This window comes from Paracoccus sanguinis, assembly GCF_900106665.1.
Classification (GTDB): Bacteria; Pseudomonadota; Alphaproteobacteria; order Rhodobacterales; family Rhodobacteraceae; genus Paracoccus; species Paracoccus panacisoli.
This window is the reverse complement of record NZ_FNNA01000002.1, coordinates 117,202-142,283: the sequence shown is the minus strand read 5'-3', so window position 1 is coordinate 142,283 and position 25,082 is coordinate 117,202. Positions and strand designations below refer to the sequence as shown.

At 72.5% G+C, this 25,082-nt stretch carries 26 protein-coding genes and 1 tRNA gene; 19 read left to right on the top strand and 8 right to left on the bottom strand.

Features of this window, described 5'->3' with window-relative positions; all coding sequences use genetic code 11:
* Positions 1-13 precede the first annotated feature (13 nt).
* Positions 14-829, top strand: a complete 816-nt coding sequence (locus BLW17_RS07190; protein ID WP_083388343.1) for an RlmE family RNA methyltransferase — start codon at positions 14-16, stop codon at positions 827-829.
* 195 nt (positions 830-1,024) lie between these two features.
* Here BLW17_RS07190 and BLW17_RS07185 read toward each other — a convergent pair whose 3' ends face one another.
* Both BLW17_RS07185 and miaA read right to left on the bottom strand, forming a co-directional pair.
* Positions 1,025-1,972 (bottom strand): helix-turn-helix domain-containing protein, encoded by a 948-nt coding sequence (locus tag BLW17_RS07185; protein ID WP_052176540.1) that lies wholly within the window; start codon positions 1,970-1,972, stop codon positions 1,025-1,027.
* 137 nt (positions 1,973-2,109) lie between these two features.
* A complete protein-coding gene (miaA, locus tag BLW17_RS07180) occupies positions 2,110-3,024 on the bottom strand; it encodes a tRNA (adenosine(37)-N6)-dimethylallyltransferase MiaA (protein ID WP_052176539.1) in 915 nt (304 codons plus the stop codon).
* Between the two features lie 150 nt (positions 3,025-3,174).
* Here miaA and pyrH point away from each other — a divergent pair, with 150 nt between their 5' ends.
* The 14 genes from pyrH to lpxB all read left to right on the top strand — a co-directional run bounded on the left by pyrH (position 3,175) and on the right by lpxB (position 17,174).
* Positions 3,175-3,870, top strand: a complete 696-nt coding sequence (pyrH, locus tag BLW17_RS07175; protein WP_052176541.1) for a UMP kinase — start codon at positions 3,175-3,177, stop codon at positions 3,868-3,870.
* A 63-nt stretch (positions 3,871-3,933) separates the two neighbouring features.
* Positions 3,934-4,761: an ion transporter gene (locus BLW17_RS07170; protein WP_052176538.1), complete on the top strand. Its 828-nt coding sequence runs from the start codon at positions 3,934-3,936 to the stop codon at positions 4,759-4,761.
* Positions 4,762-4,871: 110 nt separating this feature from the next.
* Positions 4,872-5,435 (top strand): ribosome recycling factor, encoded by a 564-nt coding sequence (gene frr / locus BLW17_RS07165; RefSeq protein ID WP_036735361.1) that lies wholly within the window; start codon positions 4,872-4,874, stop codon positions 5,433-5,435.
* Positions 5,436-5,439: 4 nt separating this feature from the next.
* Positions 5,440-6,174 carry a polyprenyl diphosphate synthase gene (gene uppS, locus BLW17_RS07160; RefSeq protein WP_036704070.1) on the top strand — a complete coding sequence of 245 codons (735 nt, stop codon included), beginning with the start codon at positions 5,440-5,442 and terminating at the stop codon, positions 6,172-6,174.
* Entirely contained in the window at positions 6,171-7,034 is an 864-nt protein-coding gene (locus tag BLW17_RS18295; protein WP_036735360.1) for a phosphatidate cytidylyltransferase, read from the top strand. The genes uppS and BLW17_RS18295 overlap by 4 nt, the downstream gene beginning before the upstream one ends.
* A gap of 3 nt (positions 7,035-7,037) precedes the next feature.
* Positions 7,038-8,210 carry a 1-deoxy-D-xylulose-5-phosphate reductoisomerase gene (dxr, locus tag BLW17_RS18290; protein ID WP_036735359.1) on the top strand — a complete coding sequence of 391 codons (1,173 nt, stop codon included), beginning with the start codon at positions 7,038-7,040 and terminating at the stop codon, positions 8,208-8,210.
* Entirely contained in the window at positions 8,207-9,538 is a 1,332-nt protein-coding gene (gene rseP / locus BLW17_RS07145; RefSeq protein WP_036735373.1) for an RIP metalloprotease RseP, read from the top strand. Before dxr ends, rseP begins: the two co-directional genes overlap by 4 nt.
* A 114-nt stretch (positions 9,539-9,652) precedes the next feature.
* The gene (gene bamA / locus BLW17_RS07140) at positions 9,653-12,046 is read left to right on the top strand and encodes an outer membrane protein assembly factor BamA (protein ID WP_081969208.1); all 2,394 of its coding nucleotides are present in this window, start codon (positions 9,653-9,655) and stop codon (positions 12,044-12,046) included.
* A 187-nt stretch (positions 12,047-12,233) separates the two neighbouring features.
* Positions 12,234-13,058, top strand: a complete 825-nt coding sequence (locus tag BLW17_RS07135) for an OmpH/Skp family outer membrane protein (protein ID WP_074826375.1) — start codon at positions 12,234-12,236, stop codon at positions 13,056-13,058.
* Positions 13,059-13,093: 35 nt separating this feature from the next.
* Positions 13,094-13,729 carry a nicotinate-nucleotide adenylyltransferase gene (locus BLW17_RS07130; protein ID WP_052176433.1) on the top strand — a complete coding sequence of 212 codons (636 nt, stop codon included), beginning with the start codon at positions 13,094-13,096 and terminating at the stop codon, positions 13,727-13,729.
* A 133-nt stretch (positions 13,730-13,862) separates the two neighbouring features.
* Positions 13,863-14,354, top strand: coding sequence for a 3-hydroxyacyl-ACP dehydratase FabZ (gene fabZ / locus BLW17_RS07125; protein WP_036703280.1), 492 nt, complete (start codon positions 13,863-13,865; stop codon positions 14,352-14,354).
* The gene (gene lpxA, locus BLW17_RS07120; protein WP_036734065.1) at positions 14,347-15,132 is read left to right on the top strand and encodes an acyl-ACP--UDP-N-acetylglucosamine O-acyltransferase; all 786 of its coding nucleotides are present in this window, start codon (positions 14,347-14,349) and stop codon (positions 15,130-15,132) included. The genes fabZ and lpxA overlap by 8 nt, the downstream gene beginning before the upstream one ends.
* 13 nt (positions 15,133-15,145) lie before the next feature.
* Positions 15,146-15,940, top strand: coding sequence for an LpxI family protein (locus BLW17_RS07115; protein WP_036734067.1), 795 nt, complete (start codon positions 15,146-15,148; stop codon positions 15,938-15,940).
* 76 nt (positions 15,941-16,016) lie between these two features.
* The gene (gene lpxB / locus BLW17_RS07110) at positions 16,017-17,174 is read left to right on the top strand and encodes a lipid-A-disaccharide synthase (RefSeq protein ID WP_036734069.1); all 1,158 of its coding nucleotides are present in this window, start codon (positions 16,017-16,019) and stop codon (positions 17,172-17,174) included.
* A gap of 101 nt (positions 17,175-17,275) precedes the next feature.
* Here the strand turns inward: lpxB and BLW17_RS07105 are convergent, their stop codons facing one another.
* Entirely contained in the window at positions 17,276-17,623 is a 348-nt protein-coding gene (locus BLW17_RS07105) for a RidA family protein (protein WP_036734071.1), read from the bottom strand.
* Between the two features lie 2 nt (positions 17,624-17,625).
* Positions 17,626-18,381, bottom strand: a complete 756-nt coding sequence (locus BLW17_RS07100; RefSeq protein ID WP_036703271.1) for a sulfite exporter TauE/SafE family protein — start codon at positions 18,379-18,381, stop codon at positions 17,626-17,628.
* Positions 18,382-18,648: 267 nt separating this feature from the next.
* Here BLW17_RS07100 and BLW17_RS07095 point away from each other — a divergent pair, with 267 nt between their 5' ends.
* The 3 genes from BLW17_RS07095 (at position 18,649) to BLW17_RS07085 (ending at position 20,536) form a co-directional block, all read left to right on the top strand.
* Positions 18,649-19,929: a cation:proton antiporter gene (locus BLW17_RS07095; RefSeq protein ID WP_036734073.1), complete on the top strand. Its 1,281-nt coding sequence runs from the start codon at positions 18,649-18,651 to the stop codon at positions 19,927-19,929.
* A gap of 47 nt (positions 19,930-19,976) precedes the next feature.
* Complete coding sequence (locus BLW17_RS07090) at positions 19,977-20,399, top strand: DUF1489 family protein (protein ID WP_036703290.1); 423 nt, start codon at positions 19,977-19,979, stop codon at positions 20,397-20,399.
* A gap of 63 nt (positions 20,400-20,462) precedes the next feature.
* Positions 20,463-20,536 (top strand) — tRNA-Gly (locus tag BLW17_RS07085).
* A 180-nt stretch (positions 20,537-20,716) separates the two neighbouring features.
* Here the strand turns inward: BLW17_RS07085 and BLW17_RS07080 are convergent.
* From BLW17_RS07080 to BLW17_RS07070, 3 genes are read right to left on the bottom strand one after another with little or no spacing between them, the layout of a single operon-like run.
* Positions 20,717-21,334: a class I SAM-dependent methyltransferase gene (locus BLW17_RS07080; protein WP_036734075.1), complete on the bottom strand. Its 618-nt coding sequence runs from the start codon at positions 21,332-21,334 to the stop codon at positions 20,717-20,719.
* Positions 21,335-22,057: a CDP-alcohol phosphatidyltransferase family protein gene (locus BLW17_RS07075; RefSeq protein ID WP_231572791.1), complete on the bottom strand. Its 723-nt coding sequence runs from the start codon at positions 22,055-22,057 to the stop codon at positions 21,335-21,337. It lies immediately after the preceding gene.
* Between the two features lie 32 nt (positions 22,058-22,089).
* Positions 22,090-22,833: a phosphatidylserine decarboxylase gene (locus BLW17_RS07070; RefSeq protein ID WP_269429084.1), complete on the bottom strand. Its 744-nt coding sequence runs from the start codon at positions 22,831-22,833 to the stop codon at positions 22,090-22,092.
* Positions 22,834-23,063: 230 nt separating this feature from the next.
* Between BLW17_RS07070 and BLW17_RS07065 the strand changes: the two genes are divergently transcribed.
* Positions 23,064-24,101 (top strand): AI-2E family transporter, encoded by a 1,038-nt coding sequence (locus BLW17_RS07065; protein WP_036734081.1) that lies wholly within the window; start codon positions 23,064-23,066, stop codon positions 24,099-24,101.
* A gap of 9 nt (positions 24,102-24,110) precedes the next feature.
* Here BLW17_RS07065 and BLW17_RS07060 read toward each other — a convergent pair whose 3' ends face one another.
* Complete coding sequence (locus BLW17_RS07060) at positions 24,111-25,010, bottom strand: alpha/beta hydrolase (protein WP_052176430.1); 900 nt, start codon at positions 25,008-25,010, stop codon at positions 24,111-24,113.
* Positions 25,011-25,082 lie beyond the last annotated feature (72 nt).

Genomic DNA, 25,082 nt, shown 5'->3' with positions numbered 1-25,082 from the left:
GCAGGGTGACGGAATGGCCGGGACGGGTGGCGGCAAGTCGGGTGGCGGGGCGGGCGGGGGCGCCAAGGGTCCGGGCAGCCGGGGGGGCAAGGCCACCTCGGGGCGGGGCCAGCGCGACCTGCGGGTGCGGGTCAAGACCGCCAAGGGCCGCAAGCTCAGCTCGACGCTGTGGCTCGAGCGGCAGCTGAACGACCCCTACGTGGCCCGCGCCAAGCGCGAGGGCTACCGCGGCCGCGCGGCGTTCAAGATCCTCGAACTCGATGACCGCTACGGATTCCTGAGGCCCGGGGCGCGGGTCGTCGATCTCGGCTGCGCGCCCGGCGGCTGGTGCCAGGTCGCCGTCGCGCGGGTGAACGCGCTGGGCGAGCGGTCCGGCAAGCCGCGCGGGACGGTGCTCGGCGTCGATCTGCAGGAGGTCGCGCCGATCGCCGGGGCCGACATCCACCAGCTCGACTTCCTGGCCGAGGGCGCCGATGCGCAGGTCAAGGCATGGCTTGGCGGGCGCGCGGACGTGGTGATGTCGGACATGGCCGCGGCATCCTCGGGGCACAAGGGCACCGATCACCTGCGGATCGTGGCGCTGGTCGAGGCCGCCGCCGAGTTCGCCTTTGACGTGCTCGAGCCGGGGGGCAGCTTCGTGGCCAAGGTGCTGGCGGGCGGCGCCGAGCAGGGGCTGCAGGCGGTGCTAAAGCGCAACTTCACCACCGTCGCCAACGTGAAGCCCCCGGCGAGCCGGTCGGATTCCTCCGAGAAGTTCGTGGTGGCGATGGGGTTCCGGGGGCGACGTGACGAGGCGTCCGAGGGTGAGGGCGAGGGCGAGGACGGGTAGGGGCTGGGTGACCGAGCAAAGTTTCTACGCCCAGCGAGCGGTGTGCCTGCGTCAGGAAGCAGGCGTTGTCTGATGTTGGGTCGGTTTGCAGCTTTAACGGTGGCCTCAGAGACTCAGGTTTAGGCTTATGCCGCTGCCCTGCAGAATGGATTTCAGCGCCACCCACCCCCGCACCTGCTCAACCCTTCAGCAGGCTCACCCCCGCCCGCGAAAATCCTCCGCGGGTCGGCCCGTCGCGGCCATGAACGCACGGTTGAGATGCGGCACCCCGGTGAACCCAAGCTCGGCGGCGATGGCGCTCAGCGGGGTGGCGGCGTCCGAGAGCAGACGCCGGGCACGGTCGAGGCGCAGGTCATAGAGCACATCGAGCGCCGACCGGCCCCGCTGCCGACGGCAGGCGGTATCGAGCGCCGAGGCCGTCGCACCGAGCGCCTCGGCAAGGTCCGAGAGCGTCCGGCCACGTCCCATCTCGCGCCCGGCCAACTCGACGAATGACTCGAACAGCGCCCGGTCGCCGCTGCCGGGACGCGTGGGGGCGGGCGCCTCAGGCGCCGTGGCGAGGCGTTGCAGCGCGGCCGAGATCAGCTCGACCCGGCAGGCGGCGGTGGCGGCGGCAATCGGGTCGGCGGCGCGCGATGCGAGGGCGGCGAGGTCGGCCGAGAACGCGTCGCTCGCCCCGGCGCCCACGACCATCCGGGGCGGCAGGGGCATCCCCAGCCGCTCGGCCAGCGGGCGCGGGATCAGAAGCACCTGCCCGGCCGCGTCGGGCAGGGGCAGCGTGCCGAAGGCGGTGCCGGCGGGGATGAAGATCACGCTGCCCGCCCCGTGATCGACGGCGCCGCTGGGCAGGATCACCCGCAGCGCGCCGCCGGTGACCCGGATCAGGCAGTGATCGCCCCGCACCCGGGCGCTGCGAGACATCCCCAGCCGCGGTCGGCCGCCCCAGTGGAACCCGTCGAGCGGCAGCATCCGCAGCCCGGCCTCGGGCAGGCGCGGGCGGCCGGCATAGGGGCGCAGCGGCGCCGTCTCTCGCGTGAGGTTGGCGGGGGTGGGTGGGCTCGGACGCACGGCCTCGGCCGCGAGGCCGGGCGGCGCGGTCTGTGGCGCCTGCAGTTCAGCGCGGGGGATGGGACCAAGGGACATGGCAGGTTCACGAGATTCGGAAGGGACGTCCGGGCAGGCTCAGCGTCCCCATAAAAGCTTGAAAATTGCTTAACCGTTCCGCCTTTTCGGCAAAAATCCGCCGATGCGGCATGAATGACACGCTTGTGAGGCGCGCCTCACACCGTGACCGGGGTCCAGTCCCGCATCCGGCCCCGGAACCACGCCCGCTGCCGCTTGGCATATTGCCGGGTCGAGATGATCGCGGCGGTGCGGGCCTCGTCCAGCAAGGCCTCGCCGACCAAATGGGCGCGTAGCTCGGGCGCGCCGATCGCCCGGGTCCACTGCGCCCGCGCGTCCCACTCCGGCAACCCCGCCCGCACCTCGTCGAGCGCCCCTTCGGCCAGCATCGCGTCGAACCGCCGGGCGATGCGGGCGGCGAGCGCCTCGCGGTCGGCGACCAGCAGCAGGCGATGCGCGGCCGCGGGGGCGATCACCGGGGGCGGGGTCTCGGCCTGCCACGCGGCGAGGCCCCGGCCGGTGGCGGTCAGCACCTCCCACGCGCGCTGGACACGGGCCGGGTTGCGGGTGTCGATCCGCGCCCGCGTCTCGGGGTCGAGCGCCGCCACCAGCGCCGCCAGCCCGTCCGGCGCGGCCATGCGCGCGTTGGCGTCGGCGCGCACCTCCGGCGGGACAGGGGGGATGACCGACAGCCCCTCGGTCAGGGCGGTGAGGTAAAGCCCGGTGCCGCCGGCGACGATCAGCCGCGCCCCGCCGTCGCGCAGCGCCGCCACCTCGGCCAGCCAGTCGCCGACCGAATAGGCCTGCCCGGGCGCGCGATGTCCGTAAAGCGCGTGCGGCGCGCGGGCGAGGTCGGCCTCGGACGGGCGCGCCGTCAGCACCCGCCAGCAGGACCAGACCTGTAGCGCGTCCGCGTTCACCACCACGCCGCCCTGCCGCTCGGCGATCGCCAGCGCCAGCGCCGACTTGCCCGCCGCCGTCGGCCCGGCGATCAGCACCGGGCGATCGGGATCGAGGCTGTCGACAAGGCGCGCAGCGTCCGGCGCGCTCGCGGTGGCGGCGAGGTTGAACATGGTCCCTCTTTGCGCCATTTTGCCGGCCGACGAAACCTAGGGGGCCCCGCGATGACCAACAGCTTCACCACCCCCGACACGGCGCCACCCGGCGGGGCCGACCAGGGCGCTGCCGGCGCCGAGGCGCCCGCCAGCGGCCTGTCGCGCGTCATGCTCAAGATCTCGGGCGAGGCGCTGATGGGCGACCAGGGCTACGGCCTGCACCCGCCGACCGTCCAGCGTATCGCCGACGAGGTGAAGTCGGTCCACGACATGGGCGTCGAGATCTGCATGGTGATCGGCGGCGGCAATATCTTCCGCGGCCTGCAGGGCTCGGCCCAGGGGATGGAGCGGGCGACTGCCGACTACATGGGGATGCTCGCCACGGTGATGAACGCGCTGGCCATGCAGGCGGCGCTCGAGGCGCGCGGCATCCACACGCGGGTGATCTCGGCCATCCGCATGGACGAGGTGGCCGAGCCCTATATCCGCCGCCGCGCCGTCCGCCACCTCGAGAAGAAGCGGATCATCATCTTCGCCGCCGGCACCGGGAACCCGTATTTCACCACCGACACCGCCGCCACGCTGCGCGCCAACGAGATGAACTGCGAGGCGATCTTCAAGGGCACCAAGGTGGACGGGGTCTACGACAAGGACCCCAAGAAGCACGCCGACGCGGTGCGCTATGACAATGTCACCTATGACGAGGTGCTGCATAAGCACCTGAACGTCATGGACGCCTCGGCCATCGCGCTCGCCCGCGACAACAACCTGCCGATCGTGGTGTTCTCGCTCGACGAGCCGGGCGGGTTCCGGTCGATCCTCGCCGGGACGGGCACCTATACGCGGGTCGCCGACAAGAAGTAACAGCGCCGGGTCAGCCCGTCGCGCGGGAGGGGGAACCCTGCCGCGGCAGCCTTGCGGATCACCATGCCGAGCCGACGCCAACTTGCCGACTGGGTGGAAAGCCCGCGTGTCAGCCGCCTGATCACCGCGGTGATCCTGTTCAACGCGCTGATCCTCGGGCTCGAGACCTCGGGCAGCGTGATGGCGCGCTGGGGCGGGCTGATCCTCGCGCTCGACATGGCGTGCCTCGCGATCTTCGTGGTCGAGATCGGCATCAAGCTGATCGGCCGCGGACCGGCCTTCTTCCGCTCGGGCTGGAACATCTTCGATTTCCTGGTGGTCGGCGTCGCGCTGGTGCCGGCGGCGCAGGGGCTGTCGGTGCTGCGCGCGCTGCGGGTCCTGCGGCTCTTGCGCGTGGTGTCGGTCACCCCGCAGCTGCGCCGCGTGGTCGAGGGGTTCCTCGCCGCCGTCCCCGGCATGGCCAGCGTCTTCCTGCTGATGGGGATCATCTTCTACATCGGCGCGGTGATCGCCACCAAGCTGTTCGGCGGGGCCTTTCCCGAATGGTTCGGCACGCTCGGGGAATCCGCCTATTCGCTCTTCCAGGTGATGACGCTGGAAAGCTGGTCGATGGGGATCGTACGCCCGGTGATGGAGGTCTATCCCGCGGCCTGGGTCTTCTTCGTCCCGTTCATCCTGATGACCACCTTCGCGGTGATGAACCTCGTCGTCGGCCTCATCGTGAACTCGATGCAGGAGGCCCACCAGTCCGAGGAGAACGCCATCACCGAGGCCTACCGCGACGAGGTTCTGGCCCGGCTGCGCGCGATCGAGGCGCAACTCGACGCACGCGACGGGGGCGGGTCGGCCGCCCGCCCGCACGGCGACGATCCGGGCCGGGGCGAGGGGTAGGCGGCATGGTGCCGCCGGGGGCGCAGCGGTCGCGGTCTGGACTTTGAATCCCCGGCCTCTACGGTTACAAGGCCGAAACCAAACCCAAAAGAAGGCCGAGCAGAATCGCCATGTCCGACGAGCTGGAAATCGACACCGACGACCTCGAGCGGCGGATGAAGGGCGCCATGGACAGCCTGAGGCACGAGTTTTCCTCGCTCAGGACCGGCCGCGCCTCGGCCAGCATGATCGACCCGATCACCGTGGACGCCTATGGCTCGCCTGCGCCGATCAACCAGGTGGGTACGGTGAACGTCCCCGAGCCGCGGATGGTCACGATCAACGTCTGGGACAAGGCGCTGGTCGGCAAGGTGGAGAAGGCCATCCGCGAAAGCGGTCTGGGCATCAACCCGCAGCTCAACGGCACCATCATCATGCTGCCGATCCCCGAGCTGAACGAAGAGCGCCGGAAAGAGTTGACCAAGGTCGCCGCGGGCTATGCCGAACACGCCCGCGTGGCGGTCCGCAACGTGCGCCGCGACGGGATGGACCAGATCAAGAAGGCCAAGTCGAAGGGCATGTCCGAGGACGACCAGAAGTTCTGGGAAACCTCGGTGCAGGAGCTGACGGACCGCATGATCGCCGAGGTGGATAAGGCGCTCGAATCGAAACAAGCCGAAATCATGCAGGTCTAGGCGGATGGCCGCGGTGCCCGCCGAGGCGCAGACCCTGACCCCCGGCGGCGCGGGCCGGCCCCGCCATGTCGCCATCATCATGGACGGCAACGGCCGCTGGGCGACCGAGCGCGGCTGGCCGCGGCTGGTCGGCCACCGGCGCGGGGCCGAGCGCGTCAAGCAGGTGGTCCGCGCCTGCCCGGACCTCGGCGTGGATTGGCTGACCGTCTATGCCTTCTCGACCGAGAACTGGAAGCGCTCGACCGAGGAAGTGCTGGGCCTGATGGGCATCTTCGCCCGCTACATCCGGCGCGAGGCGGACGCCATGTCGGCCGAGGGGGTGCGGATGCGCTTCATCGGCGGGCGCGAGCGGCTGGACGCCAAGCTGCAGGCGCTGATGGCCGGGATCGAGGCCCGCACCGCCGGCAACTCGCGCCTCAACCTGACCGTGGCGATCAACTACGGCGGCCGCGATGAGCTGGCCCGCGCCGCCACCCGGCTCGCCGCCCGCATCGCCGCGGGCGAGGCGACGGGGACCGAGCAAGACCTCGCCGCCTGTCTCGACACCGCCGGGCACCCGGACCCCGATCTGGTGATCCGCACCTCGGGCGAGACCCGGACCTCGAACTTCCTGCCCTTCCAGGCGGCCTATTCGGAATACGAGTTCACGCCGACCCTGTGGCCGGACTTCACCCCCGCGCATCTGGCCCAGATCCTCGACCGCACCAGCCAGCGCCAGCGCCGCTTCGGCGCCGCATGACGCGCCCGGCCCAGCCGGAGGTGCGCCCGGCGGGACGCTGGGTCGATCTGGCCCAGCGGGTCGGCTCGGCCATGGTCATCCTCGTGCTCGGCACCGGGCTGCTGCTGGCCCCGCGCCCGTGGTCGGACCTCGGGCTGGCGGCGCTCTTCGGCGCGCTGATGTGGGAACTCGCGCGGCTGGTCGTGCCGCCCACCGCCCCCGAGGGGGTCCAGCTTCCCGTTCCCCGGCCGGGCCCCGCGGCGTCCCGCAACGCCATCGCCGTCGGACTGACCGCCGGGCTGGCGATGGCGGCCGTGCTGCTGGTGGGCCCGTGGGCCATGCTGCTGCTGGCGGTGCCGCTTTTGCTGGCGCTGCGGATGGCCGATCCGGCGTTGCGCCTCAGCCTCATCGCGCAGGCGGTGCTGATGGCGCTGGCCACGGCGGGCCTCGCCTGGGTGCGCGCGACGCACGGGCAGGGGACGGCGTGGTGGATCGTGATCCTCGTCGTGCTGTCGGACGTGCTGGGCTATTTCGTCGGCCGCGCCGTGGGCGGCCCGAAGTTCTGGCCCCGCTACAGCCCGAAGAAGACGTGGAGCGGCACCGTCGCCGGCTGGCTCGGCGCGCTGGGCGCGGGTGCCGCTCTGATCGCCGCGGGCGAGACCCACGCCGGCGCGCTGGTCATCGGGCCGCTGCTGGTGCTGGGCGGGCAGCTGGGCGACATCGCGGAAAGCGCGCTGAAGCGCCGGGCGCGGGTCAAGGACAGCTCGCAGCTGATCCCCGGGCATGGCGGGCTCATGGATCGCTTCGACGCGATGGGCGGGGCGCTGGCCGCGGCGCTGGTGCTGGGGCTCGCGGGCCTCCTGCCGGTGGTGGGGAGCTGAGCGATGCGCAGCGTCTCGATCTTCGGGGCCACCGGCTCGATCGGCGAAAGCGCCTTTGACCTGCTGATGGGGTCGGGCGGGCCGGCGGCGTGGCGCACGGTCGCGCTGACCGGCGGGCGCAACGTCGCGCGGCTGGCCGAGATGGCCCGCGCGCTTAACGCAGAGCTGGCGGTGATCGCCGACGCCCGGTTGCTGCCCGACCTGCGCGCGGCGCTGGCGGGCACGGGGACCGAGGTCGCCGCGGGCGACGCCGCCGTGGCCGAGGCCGCCGACCGCCCGGCGGACTGGTCGCTGTCGGCCATCATCGGCGCGGCCGGCCTCGCGCCGTCGCTGGCGGTCGCCCGGCGGGGCGGGGTGCTGGCGCTCGCCAACAAGGAAAGCCTCGTCGCCGCGGGGCCGCTGCTGATGGAGACGGCCCGCGTCAACGGCGCCACCATCCTGCCGGTGGACAGCGAACATTCTGCGGTATTCCAGTGCCTTGCGGGTGGCAACCTCGACAGCGTCGAGATGGTCACGCTGACCGCCTCAGGCGGGGCGTTCCGCGACTGGCCGCTCGAGCGACTCGCGCAGGCGACGGTGGCCGAGGCGTCGGCCCATCCCAACTGGGCGATGGGCCAGCGGATCACCATCGACAGCGCCTCGATGTTCAACAAGGCGTTGGAAGTCATTGAGGCGCGTGAGTTCTTCGGCCTGCCCTCGGACCGCATCGCGGTGCTGGTCCACCCCGAGAGCATCGTCCACGCGCTCGTCGCCCATGTCGATGGCGGGGTGATCGCCCATCTCGGCGCGCCGGACATGCGCCACGCCATCGGCCACGCGCTGAACTGGCCGGCGCGGGCGCCGCTGCCGGTGGCGCGCCTCGACCTCGCGGCGCTGGGGCGGCTGACCTTCCGCGCGCCGTGCGAGACGCGCTGGCCGGCGCTCGCGCTGGCGCGGCAGGTGATCGCGTCGGGCGGGGCGGCGGGCGCGGTCCTCAACGCCGCCAAGGAACAGGCGCTCGACGACTTCATCGCCGGGCGCATCCGCTTCACCGACATGGCGCCCGCGGTGGCCCACGCGCTCGACCGCGCGGCGGGGCAGGCGGGGTTCGCCCGCAGCCCCGACAGCCTCGAGGCGGTGCTGTCCTGGGACGCCGCCGCCCGCCGTGACGCCGCCGCGTGGGGCCGCGCCGCATGATCGCAGACCTCGTCGCCCAGACCGGCGGGCTCGCCTGGACCGTCGTCGCCTTCATCGTGGCGCTGTCGATCATCGTCGGCGTGCATGAGTATGGCCATTACATCGTCGGCCGCTGGTCGGGGATCCGGGCCGAGGTGTTCTCGCTCGGCTTCGGCCCGCGCGTCGCCGCGTGGCGCGACCGGCGCGGCACGGTCTGGCAGATCGCGGCGATCCCGCTGGGCGGCTACGTTCGCTTCCTCGGCGACGAGAATGCCGCGAGCGCTGGGCCGGGGCAGGCGGTGGACCCGACGCTGGCGCGGCAGACGCTGGGCGGCGCGCCGCTCTGGGCGCGGTTCGCCACCGTCGCGGCGGGGCCGGTCTTCAACTTCGTCCTGGCCGCACTGGTCTTTGCCGGCGTCATCGCCTGGCAGGGGATCGCCACCGACCGCGTGGTGGTCGGCAGCCTCGCCCCCGCGCCGCCGGGGATCGTCAACGAGCTGCGACCGGGCGACGAGGTGCTCGCCGTCGGCGGCCAGCCCGTCGCCGACTGGGGCGCGCTCTTCCGCCTGACCGAGACGCTGCCCCCGGCCGCCGCGCAGAACTGGCGTGTGCGCCGCGAGGGGGCCGAGATCACCGTGCGCGCCCCCGACCCGGCCCCGCCCCGCATCTCGGGCGTGGCGCCGCGCAGCGCCGCCTCGGCCGCCGACCTGCGGCCGGGCGACGTGGTGATGGCGGTCGAGGGCCGCCCGATCAGCCGCTTTACCGAACTGCGCCCCGCCGTCGAGGCCGCCGACGGTCGCCCCGTCACCCTGCGCGTCTGGCGCGAGGGGGCGGGCGAGACCGACTTCGTCCTCGTCCCCCGCCGACAGGACCTGCCGACCGCCACCGGCTTCGAGAACCGCTGGCTCATCGGCGTGACCGGGGGCGAGGGCTACCTGCGCCCCGCCACCCGCACCCCCGGCCCGGTCGAGGCGCTGGGAATGGGCGCGAAGCAGACCTGGGACGTGATCTGGGGCTCGGTCACCGGGATCGCGGCGATGATCTCGGGCCAGATCGGGCGCTGTAACCTCTCAGGCGCGATTTCCATCGCCGAGGTGGCGGGCGACGCGGCGAGCGCCGGGGCGGGCAATTTCTTCTGGCTGATCGCCGTCCTCTCGGCCGGGATCGGGTTCCTGAACCTGCTGCCGATCCCGGTTCTCGACGGCGGCCACCTCGCCTTCTACACGTGGGAGGCGCTGGCCGGGCGCCCGCCCTCGGCCCGGGCGATGGACATCCTGACCCGGGTCGGGATGGCGCTGGTGCTGATGCTGATGGTCTTCGGGCTCTCGAACGACATCATGTGCCGATGAAACCGCCGCCGCGGCGGGGTTTCATTTTGACAGCTGCCACCCGAGAGGGTTAATCCTGCCCCCAAACGCGCACGGGCAAACCCGGCGCAGGCACGCAGACGCGAGGGGCGGGCGATGAGCGACAGAAACGAGGGGATCCGCCCGCGGGCGCAGGTCGCAGGGCTGGCGCTGGCCGCGGCCCTGAGCGCAGCGGCAGGGGTGGCGACGCCCGCCGCGGCCGCCGTCTATACCCAGGTCAGGCTCGAAGGGGCGCAGGGGGTGGACGCCGAGACGGCGCTGTCGCTGGCCAACATCCGCCGCGGCGCCAATCTTTCGGCCGGCGACCTGAACGACGCGCAGCAGCGGCTGCAGGCGTCGGGGCTGTTCGAGACGGTCGAGATCGTCCCGCAGGGCACGACCCTGGTGATCCGGGTCAGCGAATACCCGACCATCAACGTCATCAGCTTCGAGGGCAACCGCCGGATCAAGGACGAAAAGCTGGCCGAGCTGGTCCAGTCGCGCTCGCGCCGGGTGTTCTCGCCCAGCCAGGCCGAGCAGGACGCCCAGGCCATCGCCGCCGCCTATGCCGCCGAGGGGCGCTATGCCGCCCGCGTCGATCCGCGCGTCATCCGCCGCCCGAACAACCGCGTGGACCTGGTGTTCGAGGTGCGCGAGGGCGACCTGACCGAGATCGAGCGCATCGGCTTCACCGGCAACCGCGCCTTCACCGACCGGCGGCTGCGCAACGTGCTGTCGACCAAGCAGGCGGGCATCCTGCGGACCTTCATCCGCCGCGACGTGTTCGCGCCCGACCGGATGCAGCTGGACGAGCGGCTGCTCACCGACTTCTACCGCTCGCGCGGCTACGCCGATTTCCGCGTCCAGGGCGTCGCCCCCGAGGTGACGCGCGAGCGTGACGCCTTCTACGTCACCTACAACATCTCGGAAGGCCCGCGTTACAGCTTCGGCCGCGTCGACGTGGTGAGCGAGGTGCCCGGCGTCGATGCCGGCCCCTACATCGCCCAGAACCGCGTCCGCCCCGGCCAGGTCTACAGCCCCCAGGCCATCGAGCAGACCATCCAGCGGATGGAGGCGATCGCCATCCAGCAGGGCCGCGACTTCCTGAGCTTCGAGCCGCGCATCACCCGCAACATGCGCAACCAGACGCTCGACCTGACCTTCGCGCTGGTCCGCGGCCCGCGCGTCTTCGTCGAGCGGATCGACATCGAGGGCAACACCACGACGCTGGACGAGGTCATCCGGCGGCAGTTCAACACCGTCGAGGGCGACCCCTTCAACCCGCGCGAGCTGCGCAATTCGGCCGAGCGCATCCGCGCGCTGGGCTATTTCGCCGATGCCCAGGTCGAGACCCGCGAGGGGTCGAGCCCGCAGCAGGTCATCGTGGACGTCAACGTCGAAGAGCAGCCGACCGGCAGCCTCGGCTTCGGCGCGAGCTACGGCGCCTCGGCCGGGGTGGGCTTCAACGCCTCGCTCTCCGAGACGAACTTCCTCGGCCGCGGGCAGACCGTGGACCTGTCCTTCTCGACCGCGAGCGGCACCCAGAGCTTCGACTTCACCTTCGTCGAGCCGTTCTTCATGAGCCGCGACCTCAGGGCGCGGTTCTCGGCCTGGTACCGCACCTCGGACTATGACAACGCCAAGTTCAACACCCGCAGCGCCGGGTTTTCGACCGGGCTCGAGTTCCCGGTCAGCGAGAACGGCCGGGTCGAACTGCGCTACCGGCTGAGCAAGGACAAGCTCTTCGACGTGAAGCCGATCGAGCTTGATCCCGAAAGCGGGGAATGGGGCGGCTCGTCGCCGATCCTCGTGGCCGAGCAGGGCGAGCGGGTGAGCTCGGCGCTGGGCTACAGCTACACCTACGACAGCCGTATCGGCGGGCTGAACCCGCTGACCGCCTACAAGCTGCGCTTCAGCCAGGACTTCGCGGGCGTCGGCGGCGACGTGCAGGGCGTGACCAGCGTGATCTCGGCCGGGGTCGAAAGCCGCGCCTGGCGCGAAGAGGTGACGCTGCGCGCCGAGGTCGAGGCGGGCGCCATCCACCGGCTCGACGACGAGCCGACGCGGATCACCGAGCGGTTCCGCGGCTCGGGCCGCATCCGCGGGTTCGAGCCGAACGGCTACGGACCGCGCGACCTGAACGCCCCGAACGAGGACGCGCTGGGCGGCAACTACTACTGGGCCGCGCGCGCCGAGGCGCAGTTCCCGCTGGGCCTGCCCGAGGAATACGGCATCACCGGCGGTCTGTTCGCCGACGCCGGCTCGGTCTGGGGGCTCGACAACCTCGGGGGCTATGACCGCGACGCCAACGACCGCAACGGCAACGGCAACTTCACCGAGTTCGCCAACGGCACGGTTGACGACGGGATGAAGGTGCGGGCCGCGGTCGGCGTGTCGCTGTTCTGGACCACGCCGGTCGGCCCGCTGCGCTTCAACTTCTCGAAGGCGGTCAAGAAGGAAGACTATGACAAGGACCAGCCCTTCGACCTGTCGATCTCGACGAAGTTCTAGGCGCAGGTCCGTCGCACCGGCGGCAGCGGCAGCGCTGCTGACCCTCGTTGCCGGGACGTGGCCGGCGGCGGCGCAGACCACCGTCCCGGACGTACCGGCGGCCGGTGCCCCGCACCGGGTTGCGCAGGGCACGACCCCGCCCCGGCCCCGGCCGACTCTCCGTCCGGCCGAGCCGACGCCTGTTGTTGTGCCTGAGACCGCGGCCCCGGAACCCGCGTCTCCGCCGGCCACACCCGGCGATGCCCTCGCCCTGACCGGCCCCGACCGCCCGCTCGGCCCCGAGACGCCCGCCGATCCGGGGGGCGCGCAGCCGCAACCCGCGCGCCCCTCCGGCCTGGCGGTGCCCGCGGCCGTGGCGCCCGCGCTCGGCCCCTCGGCGCGCACCGCGCTGGCGCAGGCCATCCTGACCGTGGACCAGGAGGCGATCTACCGCCGCTCGCGCTGGGGCCAGCGCGCCGAGGCCGAGATCGCCGAGCAGTCGCGCAAGGTCGCCGCCGACAACGACACCGCCTTTGCCGCGCTGGTGGCCGACGAGGACGCGCTGACCCGCGCCCGCGCCACCCTCGACCCGGCCGAGTTCCGCCGCCGGGCCACCGCCTTCGACGAGCGCGTGACCGCCGTCCGACAAGAGCGCGACAACGCCCGGCTGGCGCTGGCCCGGCAGGCGGACCGCGACCGGGCGCTGTTCTTCCAGGCCGCCGGCCCCGTCCTGACCTCGGTGATGGAGCAGCGCGGCGCGCTCTTGGTGCTGGACCAGCGCACGGTGCTGATCTCGGCCGAGACGATCGACGTGACGGCGGCCACCATCGCCGCCCTCGACGCCGCGCTGGGCGACGGCAGCGACATCGTCGCCGCCGCCATCGCCGACGAGGAAGCCGCCGCCGCCCGCCCGGCCCCCGCGGCCGACGCAGACGCCGCTGCGCCCGCCGCCGCGACCGGCAACGACACGCTCCCCGCGGCCGCCACGCCGACCGACGCCACGCCCGCCCCCGCACCGGACCGCGCGCCCTGACCCGGGCGCCGACCCCCGCGGCCGCGGCCGACGCCATCCCGCTGCCCCGCGCCATCGCCGGGCAGCGCATCGGGCTGCTCGGCGGCTCGTTCGACCCGCCCCACGCCGGGCACCTGCACATCACCGAAATGGCGCTGCGCCGCTTCCGGCTCGATCTGGTGTGGTGGCTGGTCTCGCCGGGCAACCCGCTCAAGGCCCACGGCCCCGCCCCGCTGGCCGAGCGGATCGCGGCGGCGCGCGCGCTCGCCGACGACCCGCGGATCGTCGTCACCGGGCTCGAGGCCCGGCTCGGCACGCGGCGCACGGCCGACACGCTGGCGGCGATGCAGGCGCTCTGGCCCGGGGTGCGCTTCGTCTGGCTGATGGGGTCCGACAACCTCGTGCAGTTCGCCCGCTGGGACCGCTGGCAGGGGATCGCCGCGCGGGTGCCGATCGGGGTGATCGCGCGCCCGGGCTCGCGCACCCAGGCCCGCACCAGCCGCGCGGCGACGATCCTCGCCCGCCACCGCCTGCCCGAGTCCCGCGCCGCGCTGCTGGCTGACGCGACCCCGCCCGCCTGGGTGCTGATCAACGTGCCGATGACGGCGCTGTCCTCAAGCGCCATCCGCGCCGCCCGCCGCGCCGCGACGCTGCGCCCCGACGCCGGCGCGCCGCTGGCCGGGCTGACCTGACGCCCCCCATTCTTCCTTGCTTAAATATCCCGGGGTCCGGGGCAGCGCCCCGGTCCGGCGCCGGTCGGCCGCGCCGAACCTTGCCAATCGGAAGCCCTTCTTGCTAGGCAAGCCCAACCCGACGGAGAACATGATGGCCGAGCGCAACCCCGCCCCGCACACCGCCGCCGACCTGGCCCTCATCAAGCGGATCATCCCGCACCGCTATCCGTTCCTGATGATCGACAAGGTCCGCGACATCGTCCCCTATGAGGGGGCGGTGGGGATCAAGTGCGTGACCTCGAACGAGCCGCATTTCCCCGGCCATTTCCCCGCCCAGCCGATCATGCCCGGCGTGTTGATCGTCGAGGCGATGGCCCAGACCGCAGCGGTGATGGTCGGTATCTCGATGAACATCATCGACGAGCCGCTGCTGACGTATTTCATGGGCATCGACGCGGCCAAGTTCCGCCGCATGGTCCAGCCCGGCGACGTGCTCGAGCTGCACGTCACCGTCAAGCGCCCCGGCGGCAAGATCTGGAAGTTCACCGGCGAGGCTCGCGTCGACGGCCAGCTCGTCGCCGAGGCGGCGTTCACGGCGATGATGGACCTCAAGTCCGGCGGCTCGGGCGGGGCGGATGGCTGAGACGCTCATCCACCCCTCGGCCATCGTCGAGCCGGGGGCAGCCTTGGGCGAGGGCGTCCGCATCGGCCCCTTCTGCCACGTCGGCCCCCGGGTGCGGCTGGGCGACGGGGTGGTGCTCAAGTCCCATGTCGTCGTCATGGGCGACACCGAGATCGGCGCCGGCTCGACCCTCTATCCCTTCGCCTGCATCGGCGAGGCGCCGCAGGACCTGAAATACGCGGGCGAGGACACGCGGCTGGTGGTCGGCGCCCGCAACCGCATCCGCGAATACGTCACCATGAACCCCGGCACCGCGGGCGGCGGGGGGCTAACGCAGGTGGGTGACGACGGGCTCTTCATGGCCGGCAGCCACGTCGCCCATGACTGCCGGGTCGGCAACGGCGTGATCCTGGTCAACAACGTCGCCATCGCCGGGCATTGCAGCCTGGGCGACGAGGTGATCGTCGGCGGGCTCTCGGGCGTGCACCAGTTCGTCCGCATCGGCCGCGGCGCGATGATCGGGGCGCTGACCATGGTCACCGCCGACGTGCTGCCCTTCGCGCTGGTCTCGGGGCCGCGCGGGCATCTCGACGGGCTGAACCTCGTCGGCCTCAAGCGCCGCGGCGCCAGCCGGGCCGAAATCGCCGCGCTGCGCGGGCTGCTCGCCGATCTCGGCACCGGCGCCTTCCGCGAGACGGCGCGGGCGCGGGCGGGCGAGGCCACCACGGCGATGGAGCGCGAGATGCTCGACTTCATCCTCGGGCCGTCGGACCGCAGCTTCCTCACCCCGCACGGATGACAGGGCACGGCGGATGACCCGCACCGCGATCATCGCCGGGGCCGGGCGGCTGCCGGTGCTTCTGGCCGAGGCGGTCGAGGCGCCGCTGGTCTTCGCCCTCGAAGGCGTCACCCCGGCCCTTGCGGCCGAGCCGTTCCGGCTCGAACGGCTGGTGCCGCTGATGGGCCGGCTGCTCGACGAGGGCGTGACGCAGGTGGCCTTTGCCGGGGCCGTGCGCCGCCCGCGGCTTGACCCCGAGGCGTTCGATCCCCGCACCGCCACCCTCGTCCCCCGCATCGCCGCCGCGATGGGGCAGGGCGACGACGCGGCGCTGCGCGAACTCATTGCCATCTTCGAGGAGTGGGGCCTGTCCGTGGTCGGCGCCGAGACGCTGCGCCCCGATTTGCTGCCGGGCGAGCGGGTGCTGGCCGGCGCCCCCACGGCGGGCGACCGCGCCGACGCGGACCGTGCGGCGGCGATCCTCGCCGCGACGGGGCCGCTCGACATCGGGCAGGGCTGCGTGGTGGCGGGCGGCCTCTGCCTCGCGCTCGAGACGCTGCCGGGGACCGCGGCGATGCTGGAGTTCGTGGCCGCCACGCGGGAGACGCCGCGCAGCGGGGTGCTTTACAAGGCACCGAAGCCTGGGCAAGACCGCCGCATCGACCTGCCCGCAATCGGCCCCGAGACGGTGGCACAGGCCGCCGCCGCGCGATTGTCGGGGATCGTCTGGGCCGCGGGCGGCGTTCTGGTGCTGGACCGCGCCGAAACCGAGGCGGCGGCGAACGAGGCGGGGCTGTTCCTGTGGGCACGCGCGGAATCGGGGATTTGAACCAGAAAGACGCCTGTTCGCGGCGCCGGAGGACGTCTGACTGGCCCGAATCCCCCTGCCACGTCGGGGGTCCGCGATGCGCGCGTTCCTGATCGCGGGCGAGCCCTCGGGCGATGCGCTGGGTGCGGCGCTCATCAACGGGTTGCGCCAGCTTGACCCGGACCTCTCCATCGCCGGCGTCGGCGGGCCGCTGATGGCGGGCGAGGGGCTCACGAGCCTGTTCCCGATGTCTGAGCTCAGCGTCATGGGCCTCGTCGAGGTGCTGCCGAAGTACCGCGCCCTCAAGCGCCGCATCGCCGAGACCGCCGAGGCGGCGCTCGCCTTCCGGCCCGACGTGCTCATCACCATCGACAGCCCGGATTTCTGCCTGCGCGTGGCGCGGCGGGTGCGCGAGGCCGCGCCCGGCATCCGCACCGTTCACTACGTGGCCCCCTCCGTCTGGGCCTGGCGGCCGGGCCGCGCCGAGCGCATGGCCGAGGTCATCGACCATGTCCTCGCCATCCTGCCCTTCGAGCCGCCGCTGATGCACGAGGCGGGGATGAGCTGTGATTTCGTCGGCCACCCGGTGGTGTCCCAACCCCGCGCGACGGCCGGTGAGGCCGCGGCCTTTCGCGCCGCCCACGACATCGCCCCGGATGCGCCGCTGGTGCTGTGCCTGCCCGGCTCGCGCCGGGGCGAGGTGGCGCGGCTCGGCGGGCGCTTCGACGAGGCGCTGATGCGCATGCGCGACCGGGTGCCCGAGATCCGGGTGGTCCTGCCGACCGTGCCGGGGGTGGCCGACATGGTCGGCACGATGGCCAAGCGCTGGCCCTCGGCCCCGGTGGTGGTCGAGGATGCGGCCGCGAAGCGCGCGGCCTTTGCCGCCGCCGACCTGGCGCTGGCGGCGTCGGGCACGGTCAGCCTCGAGCTCGCCGCCAACGCGGTGCCGATGGTGATCGGCTACGACATGGCGCCGCTCAGCCGGATGCTGGTCGGCTGGCTCCTCAAGACCGACACGGTGACGCTCGTGAATCTGGTGAGCGAGACCCGCGCGGTCCCCGAGTTCCTCGGCCGGCGCTGCCAGCCGGGCCCGATGGCCGCGGCGCTGGTCGGGCTGCTCGACGACGAGGCGATGCGCGGCGAACAGCTGGCCGCGATGCAGCTGACGATGGAGCGGCTGGGCCGGGGCGGAGAGCCGCCCGGCCTGCGGGCGGCTCGATCCGTGATCGGCGCGCTGGAACCGCGCGCCGCCTGAGCCTTACGGAATGGTCGGGTGGGAAGCCGACGAGTCCGCCGACGGGGCCGTTGAATAGCCCCGCCGGGTGGTCCGCATACGGGCCGCGCTAGTCGCTTCGCTTACAGCGCCGCGACGACGATCACCTCGACCTTGTAGTCGGGGGTGGCGAGCTTCGCCTCGCCGGTGGCGCGGGCCGGGGTGTGGCCCTGCGGCACCCATGCGTCCCAGACGGCGTTCATCTCGGCGAAGTCGGCCATGTCGGCCAGCCAGATCTGCGCCGAGAGGATGCGGGTCTTGTCGGTCCCCGCCTCGGCCAGCAGGCGGTCCACCTGCGCCAGCACCTCGCGGGTCTGGTCGGTCACGCTCTCGCCCGGCTTGCCGACCTGCCCGGCCAGATAGACCGTGCCGTTGTGGACGACCGCCATGCTCATGCGGTTGCCGGTCTCGATGCGCTTGATGTCCGCCATGGTCATGCTCCGTTGATGAGGCGCCAGAAGAATACCGCCGTCATGCCGAACCCGACGACCGCGATCAACCCGCGCAGCACCCGGACGGGGATGCGGCGGGCCACGGGGGCTCCGAGAAAGCCGCCGAGGATGGTGCCCACCGACATGGCGAGACATTCCCACCAGACGATCTGCCCGCCAGCGGCGAAGATCGCGAAGCTGATGATGGCGAGCGCGAAGGACAGCCAGCTCTTCAGCCCGTTCATCGCGTGCAGGTCGGTCATCCCCCAGAGCGAGAAGAGCGCCAGCAGCACGATCCCCAGCCCGCCGTTGAAGTAGCCCCCGTAGATTGCCACCGGCAGCATGGTCCCGGCGCCGAAGGCGGTGACGCCGCCGCGATACTGGCTGGCGATCTCGCGGATGCGGGGGCCGCCGAGGAACACCAGCGTGGCGGCAAGCAGCAGGAACGGCACGATGGCGGCGAAGGCCGTGTTGGACGACACAAGCAGCAGCCCTGACCCCACCGCACCCCCGAGCATGGTCCAGAGCGTCAGCCGCGTGACGAGCGCCCGGTCGATGCGGGCGATGTCGCGGCGAAAGCCGAGGGCCGCGGCAAGGTAGCCGGGCAGCGCCGCGACCGTCGTGGTGGCGTTGGCGGCGACGACCGGGACTCCGGTGAAGACGAGCGCCGGAAAGGTGATGAACGTCCCCCCGCCCGCGACGGCGTTCAGCATCCCGCCGAAGAAGCCGGCGACGAGCAGCAACAGGAACGTGGACATGATGGGCGGGGGCCTCGGGTCAGGAACGGGGTCGGTCGGCGGTCTGCCGGGGCCGCGGCGCAGACCATGCGCGGCGGCGTCGCCTGAGGCAAGCCGCCCCCCGCGGGTTTCCGGCAGCCGGAAGCGGCGCGCGCCGGGTGCGGCGCGACGGCCGCGCGGCCCTGACCCGACGACACCGGCCCCGGCACGTGCACGGCCGCGCGAGGCAGTTGACAGCCCCCCGCGCCCCCCGCACTGATCGGCGATACCCGACGCAAGGCACGGCGCATGATCGACCTGACCTATCCGCTGTTCCTGACCCTGTTCGGGGCCGGTATCCTCACGGCCGCGCTGGTGCCGCCGATCGTCGCCCACTACCGGCTGCCGCGGGTGGTGACGCTGCCCATCGCCTGCGTGCTTGGCGGGATCGCCACCGGCTTCTTCCTCGACCTGCCGACCATCGACGTGCTCGACGGCGGCTCGATCATCACCCACGTCACAGAACTCGTCGTGCTGCTGTCGCTGACCGGCTGCGGGCTCAAGATCGACCGGCCGCTGGGGCTGACGAGCTGGGGGACGACGTGGCGGCTGCTCGGGATCACCATGATCCTCTGCATCGGCGCGATGACGCTGCTGGGCTGGGGGCTCATGGGCCTGCCGCTCGCCGCGGCGCTGCTGCTGGGGGCGGCGCTGGCGCCGACCGATCCGGTGCTGGCGGCCTCGGTCCAGGTCGGCCCGCCGGGCGAGGGCGATGGCGACGAGGCGCGGTTTGCCCTGACCTCCGAGGCGGGGCTGAACGACGGGCTCGCGTTCCCCTTCGTGCATCTGGCGCTGGCGGCTGCGGCGGCGATGGCGGTCGAGGGGCAGGTGACCGGCGACAGCGGCCGCTTCACCGCCGAAGTGCTGCGCGACTGGGTGCTGCACGACGTGCTGTGGCGGCTGGCCGCCGGGCTGGCGGTGGGGGTGGTCATCGGGCGGCTGACCGGCTGGCTCGCCTTCCGCGTCGCGCCCGCGGGCAGCGTCGCGGATGCATTCCTCGCGCTCGGGCTGATGCTTGTGTCCTACGGGCTGGCCGAGACGGTCGAGGGCTACGGCTTCCTGTCGGTCTTCGTCGCCGCGCTGGCGTTCCGCCGGGTCGAGGCGCGGCACGAGATCCACAGCGACCTGCATCATTTCGTCGAACAGACCGAGATCATGGGACTGATCGTGGTGATGTTCGTGCTCGGCATGGCCGTGGGGCAGGGGCTGCTCGCGCCGCTCGGCTGGGCCGGCGGGGTCGTCGCGGCGCTGTTCCTGCTGGTCGTGCGCCCGGTCGCGGGCTGGGTGGCGCTGACCGGGGCGGGGCTCTCGCCCGCCTCGCGCGCCGCGGTCAGCCTGCTCGGCATCCGCGGGGTGGGGTCGATCTACTACATGGCCTACGGCCTCGGCCACGCGCCCTTCTCGATCGAGACGGGGCGCCTGCTCTGGGCGGTGATGACGCTGATCATCCTCGTGTCGATCGTCTTCCACGGCTTTGCCGCGCCGCACATGATGTCGCGGCTGAAGGACCCGACCGAGCGGGTGAACTGACGGGCCCGACCCTGTTCACCGCCGCGGGCGGGGCCTATATGGCAGGCATGACCGCCCCCCTCCACATGATGAAGCTGTGCGTTGGCGCCGCGAACCCCGAGGCGCTCGAGCGCTGGCAGCGCGACCGCTTCGGCGGGGGCGCCGCCGAGCACGTGACCCGGATGCAGCCCAAGCGCGCCGACGAGCTGCTGGCCGGCGGCTCGCTCTACTGGGTGTTCAAGGGGACGATGCTGGCCCGGCAGCGGTTGATCGGGATCGAGCCGCGCACCGGGGCCGACGGCATCGCCCGCTGCGCGCTGATCCTCGACCCGGCGCTGGTCCGGGTGGCGGCGGTGCCCCGCCGCGCCTTTCAGGGCTGGCGCTACCTTGAGGCCGCCGACGCGCCCCCCGACCTGCCGGCGAGCCGCGCCGAGGAAACCGCGCTGCCGCCCCGGCTGGCGCGCGAGCTGGCGGCGATGGGTCTGCTCTGACGCCGCGCCCGCCGCGCGTCGCCGCTTGACCCGGCCGCCGCCCCGCGCTATCGCAGGCCGCACGCGGGTGTAGCTCAATGGTAGAGCAGAAGCTTCCCAAGCTTACGACGAGGGTTCGATTCCCTTCACCCGCTCCAGACATCCCACGCCGGGTGTCGAAAGACCCTCTCGAGATCACTGTGATGACTGTCGGGCGCGCCGCATCGGGGCGTTGATCGGCTGTTCGTCCCGACGGACGAACCGCGAGCCTTCACCCGCGGTGGCATCTGCCCGCCTCCCGTCGTCGGTCGACTGCCGGCCGCACCGGCGACACGCGCTCACGCCGCCTTCACCAGCCGCAGCAGGGTCATCATCCCCGCCGGCGGCAGGGTGCATTCCTCGACCAGCGTCAGGCTCGGCTCGCCCAGCACGCGGGCCCGGTCGAAGTCCGAGTGCCAGCCGAGCAGGTTGGCGAGCGGCGCGGCCAACCGCTCGGCCCGGGCCAGCAGGCCGGTATCACGGGCGAAGTGGTTGACGATGACCACGCTGCCGCCGGGGCGCAGCACCCGGGCGATCTCGGACATCACCTTCTCCGGCTCGGGCACGACCGAGATCACGTGCATGGCCGCGACATGATCGAAACTCGCGTCGGGAAACTCCAGCGCGCGGGCATCCATGCGGCGCAGCGCGGTGACGCGGTCCAGCCCTTCGGCCTCGACCTTGGCGCGGGCCTTTTCGAGCATCTCGGCGCTGTAATCGACGCCAGTCACGCTGACGGTCGGGCCGTAGAGCGGCAGCGCCAGCCCGGTGCCCACCCCGACCTCGAGGACCGACCCGCCGAGCCGGCTGAGCAGCGCCGTGGCCCGGCGGCGGCCGACGCCGGTGAGGGCGCCGAAGGTCCGGTCGTAGATCGGCGCCCAGCGGGCATAGGACTTCTCGACGGCGTGAAGGTCCATTCAGCGCTCCTTTGCAGGGGACGATTGGCGATGACGGTTCCACGTCCACGCCAAGAGCAGCAGATAGGCGGTGTCCAGCAGGACCAGCGTCAGCCAGGTATAGGTCAGCAGCGCCGCGCCCAGAGCGAGCCCGCCGAGCAGGATCAGCCGCGCCTGATCCGGCCGCACCCGCACCGAGGGGATCGCGGGGGTCGGCAGCCGGCTGACCATCAGCGCGGCGACCGCGATCATCCACAACCCGCACACGGCCGCGTGCAGCCCGGCGCCGGGGATCAGCAGGGCCACGAAGATCGGCAGCAGCACCAGCATCGCCCCCGCCGGCGAGGGCACCCCGGTGAAGCTCTTCTTCGGCTTCGGTGCGGCCGCCGCCTGGCGGCTGCTGATGTTGAACCGGGCCAGCCGCAACGCGCAGGCCGAGGCATAGAGCAGCGCGGCGATCCACGCGAAGCCTCCGGCCCCGCCTTGGGCCCACAGATGCAGGACCAGCGCCGGCGTTACCCCGAAGTTCACGAAATCGCACAGCGAATCGAGCTCGGCCCCCATGGCGCTTTCGCTGCGCAGCGTCCGGGCGAGGCGCCCGTCCACCCCGTCCAGGACCGCGGCGAGCAGGATCAGCAGCACCGCGCGGTCGAATTGCCCCAGCACGGCAAAGCGGATCGCCGTCATTCCGGCACACAGCCCCGCAAGCGTCAGCGCATTGGGCAGAAGCTGCGTCAGGGACAATCGCGTCGGTCGTTCCCTGTGCCTGAGCATGGTCAGTCGATCACGGCAGCACGCGCTGCCCCTGGCCGGCCCAGCTCGGCGATCACGGTCTCACCCGCGACCATGGTCTGTCCCACCGCGACCATGGGCGCGACACCGGGCGGCAGATAGACATCGAGCCGCGAGCCGAAGCGGATCAGCCCGAAGCGCTGCCCGGTCCTGAGGCTGTCGCCCTCGCGCGACCAGCACAGGATCCGCCGCGCCACCAGCCCCGCGATCTGGACCACCGCGAGCTGCCTCCCGTCCGCCAGTTCGAGGCAGAGCGCATTGCGCTCGTTCTGGTCGCTGGCCTTGTCGAGCGAGGCGTTGAAGAACTTCCCCGGCCGATAGGCGACCGCCGCCACCCGCCCCGCGACGGGGGCGCGGTTCACGTGGCAGTTGAAGACCGACATGAAGACGCTGACCCGCGTCAGCGCCACCGGCGCCATCCCCAGCTCCGCCGGCGGCACCGCCGGCCCGATCAGCGAGACGACGCCATCGGCCGGGCTGACGACCAGCCCCTCGCCCTGGGGCACGGCGCGCGGCGGATCGCGGAAGAAGTAATAGCACCAGATCGTGAGGCCCAGCCCGAGCCAGCCGAGCGGCGCCCAGACGAGGAACAGCACCAGCGTGACGGCGGCGAAGATGCCGACGAACCGATAGCCCTCGGGGTGCATCGGCTTGAGAAAGGTGCCCCACATGGTCATGCGTCGGCGGTCCCCTTCCCTCGTGCCTTCCGATCCCGGTCCGGGCGTCAATAACAGCGCGGGACTCGGGGGTCAAACCACGGGGGCGCGCGCGGGTCCGTTAACGACCCGATCCGGGGCGTGTTCGCCGCGTTTGCTCACAGGCTGGGCACCACCGACCCTCGCGCGCCCGCCCCGTGACGCCGCGGTGCCTCGGGCCGCGGCCGCTTGCCCGGCCCCGCCGCTTCCCCCATTCTGCCGCGCGACGGGGCAGCGGCCCTTTGCACATGAGGGGCGCTGCCATGACCGACCGCTTCACCGACTGGGATTTCGCCCGCCGCACCCTCATCGTGATCGCGCTCGGCGCCGCGGCGCTGCTGCTGTGGCGGCTGTCCTATGTCGCGGTGCTGATCTTCGCCGCAGTGCTGGTCGGCGTGCTGATCTCGGCCGCCGGGCGGCGCCTCGCCGGGTGGACGGGGCTGCGCTACACATGGGCGGTGGTGATCGCCGCGCTGGGGACCATCGGACTGCTGGGACTCTTCATCTGGCTGGTCTGGGGCCAGCTCTACCAGCAGATCGCCGCCGTGCTGGGCGCGCTGCCCGACACCATCGACGCGGTGGCGGGGACGCTGGGGATGCCGATCGAGCTCGACCCGGGAAAGATGGTCGACCAGCTCGCGCCCGACCTGATCGACCCCGGCATGGTGGGCAACGTGGCGCGCTACGGCATCAACGCGTTTTCGTCGGTCATCGAGCTTCTGCTGGTGATCGGCGCGGGGGTGTTCTTCGCGCTCGACCCGGCGCTCTACCGGCGCGGGACGCTGCTGCTGTTCCCGGCGGCCCAGCGAGCCGGGGTCGGCAAGGCGATGGACTCGATCGCTCATGCGCTGAGCGGGTGGTTCGTCGGCCAGCTGATCGTGATGGTCGCGATCGGGGCGATGTCCTTTGCCGCCTACTCGCTGATCGGCCTGCCCTCGGCCACCGCGCTCGCGGTCATCGCGGGGGTGCTGAACTTCGTCCCCATGCTCGGCCCGTTCCTCGCCGGGGCCATCGCGGTGCTGACCGCGGTCCCTGTCGGGCTCGAGACGATCCTCTGGACCCTCGCCGCCGCCATCGCCATTCAGGAGATCGAGAGCCTCGTCCTCGTCCCGCGCGTCCAGCAATGGACGGTGCAGGTGCCCGCGGTGGTGGTGATCTTCTCGCTCGCGGTGTTCGGGACGCTGTTCGGGGTGATCGGCGTGCTGCTGGCCGTGCCGCTGGCGCTCACGGTGCTGGTCGCGGTGCAGGAGCTGTGGCTCAAGGACACGCTGGGCGAGCAGGTCGAGGTCGCGGGCGCCTGACGGGCTGCGTCAGCGCCGGTTGCCCGCATCGAGGAACCCGAGCACCGCGCGCCGCGTCGCCGCGCGCGCCTCGGGCACCAGCCTGAGCGGCGAAAGGGGCGAGCGTTCCGCCTGGTCGAAGCCGTGGTCGATCCCCGGCAGTTCGATCACCCGGATGTCGGCGCCGCGGCGGCGCAGCGCCTCGGCCATCGCCTGACAGTCGGGGGTGCTGATCACCCGGTCCTCGCTGCCCAGCACCATCAGGATCGGCGGGGCCGCCGACCAGTCGCCGGCCGCGGCGCCGTTCAGCGCCCCGCAATAGGGATAGAGCAGCACCACCCGGTCGATCCGCCGCGCGAGGTCGGCGGGCGGAGCCGGCCACGCCGTCAGGCCGGGCGGCACCTCCCCGGTGGCGAGCTGCGCCATGAGCTCCATCACCGTCCAGCCGCCGTGCGAGGCGCCGAGCAGCGTCACCCGCGCGGCCCGCGTCGCGGCCAGCGCCACGGCGACGTCGCCGGCCCGCTCGGCGCCCGGAAGGATTTGCCCGGCACAGACCAGCCGCCACAGGTCGAACTCGCCCAGCCCGCGCGGGCCGTGGCTGTCCACCACCAGCGCCGGGCGCCCGGCGCCGGCCAGCACCGCGCCCCAATAGTCCATGTTGTCGTGCGGGCCGTCGCAGCCGGACATCAGCAGGGCCGCGGCGCCCTCGACCGGGGGCGGGGGGGCGGCGTCGGTCCCGACCAACCGCCAGAAGGGTTCGAGCAGCGCCCGGCGCTCGGCCGGCGTGTTGTCGGTGATGGCGATGCCGGCCTTGTTGCGCAGCGTGTTGGTGCCGGCCAGCACCACCAGCAGCACGAGCGCCGCCCCGAGCAGGGCGACGAGCCGGCGGGCCCGGCCCGGCCGTCGGCGGTCCTGCGTGGGTTCCTTCATGCGTCCCGTCCTGCGTCCCCGTGGTCACGGCGTCAATCTAGGCGCGCAGGGCCGCGGGCCAAGCCGCGACGC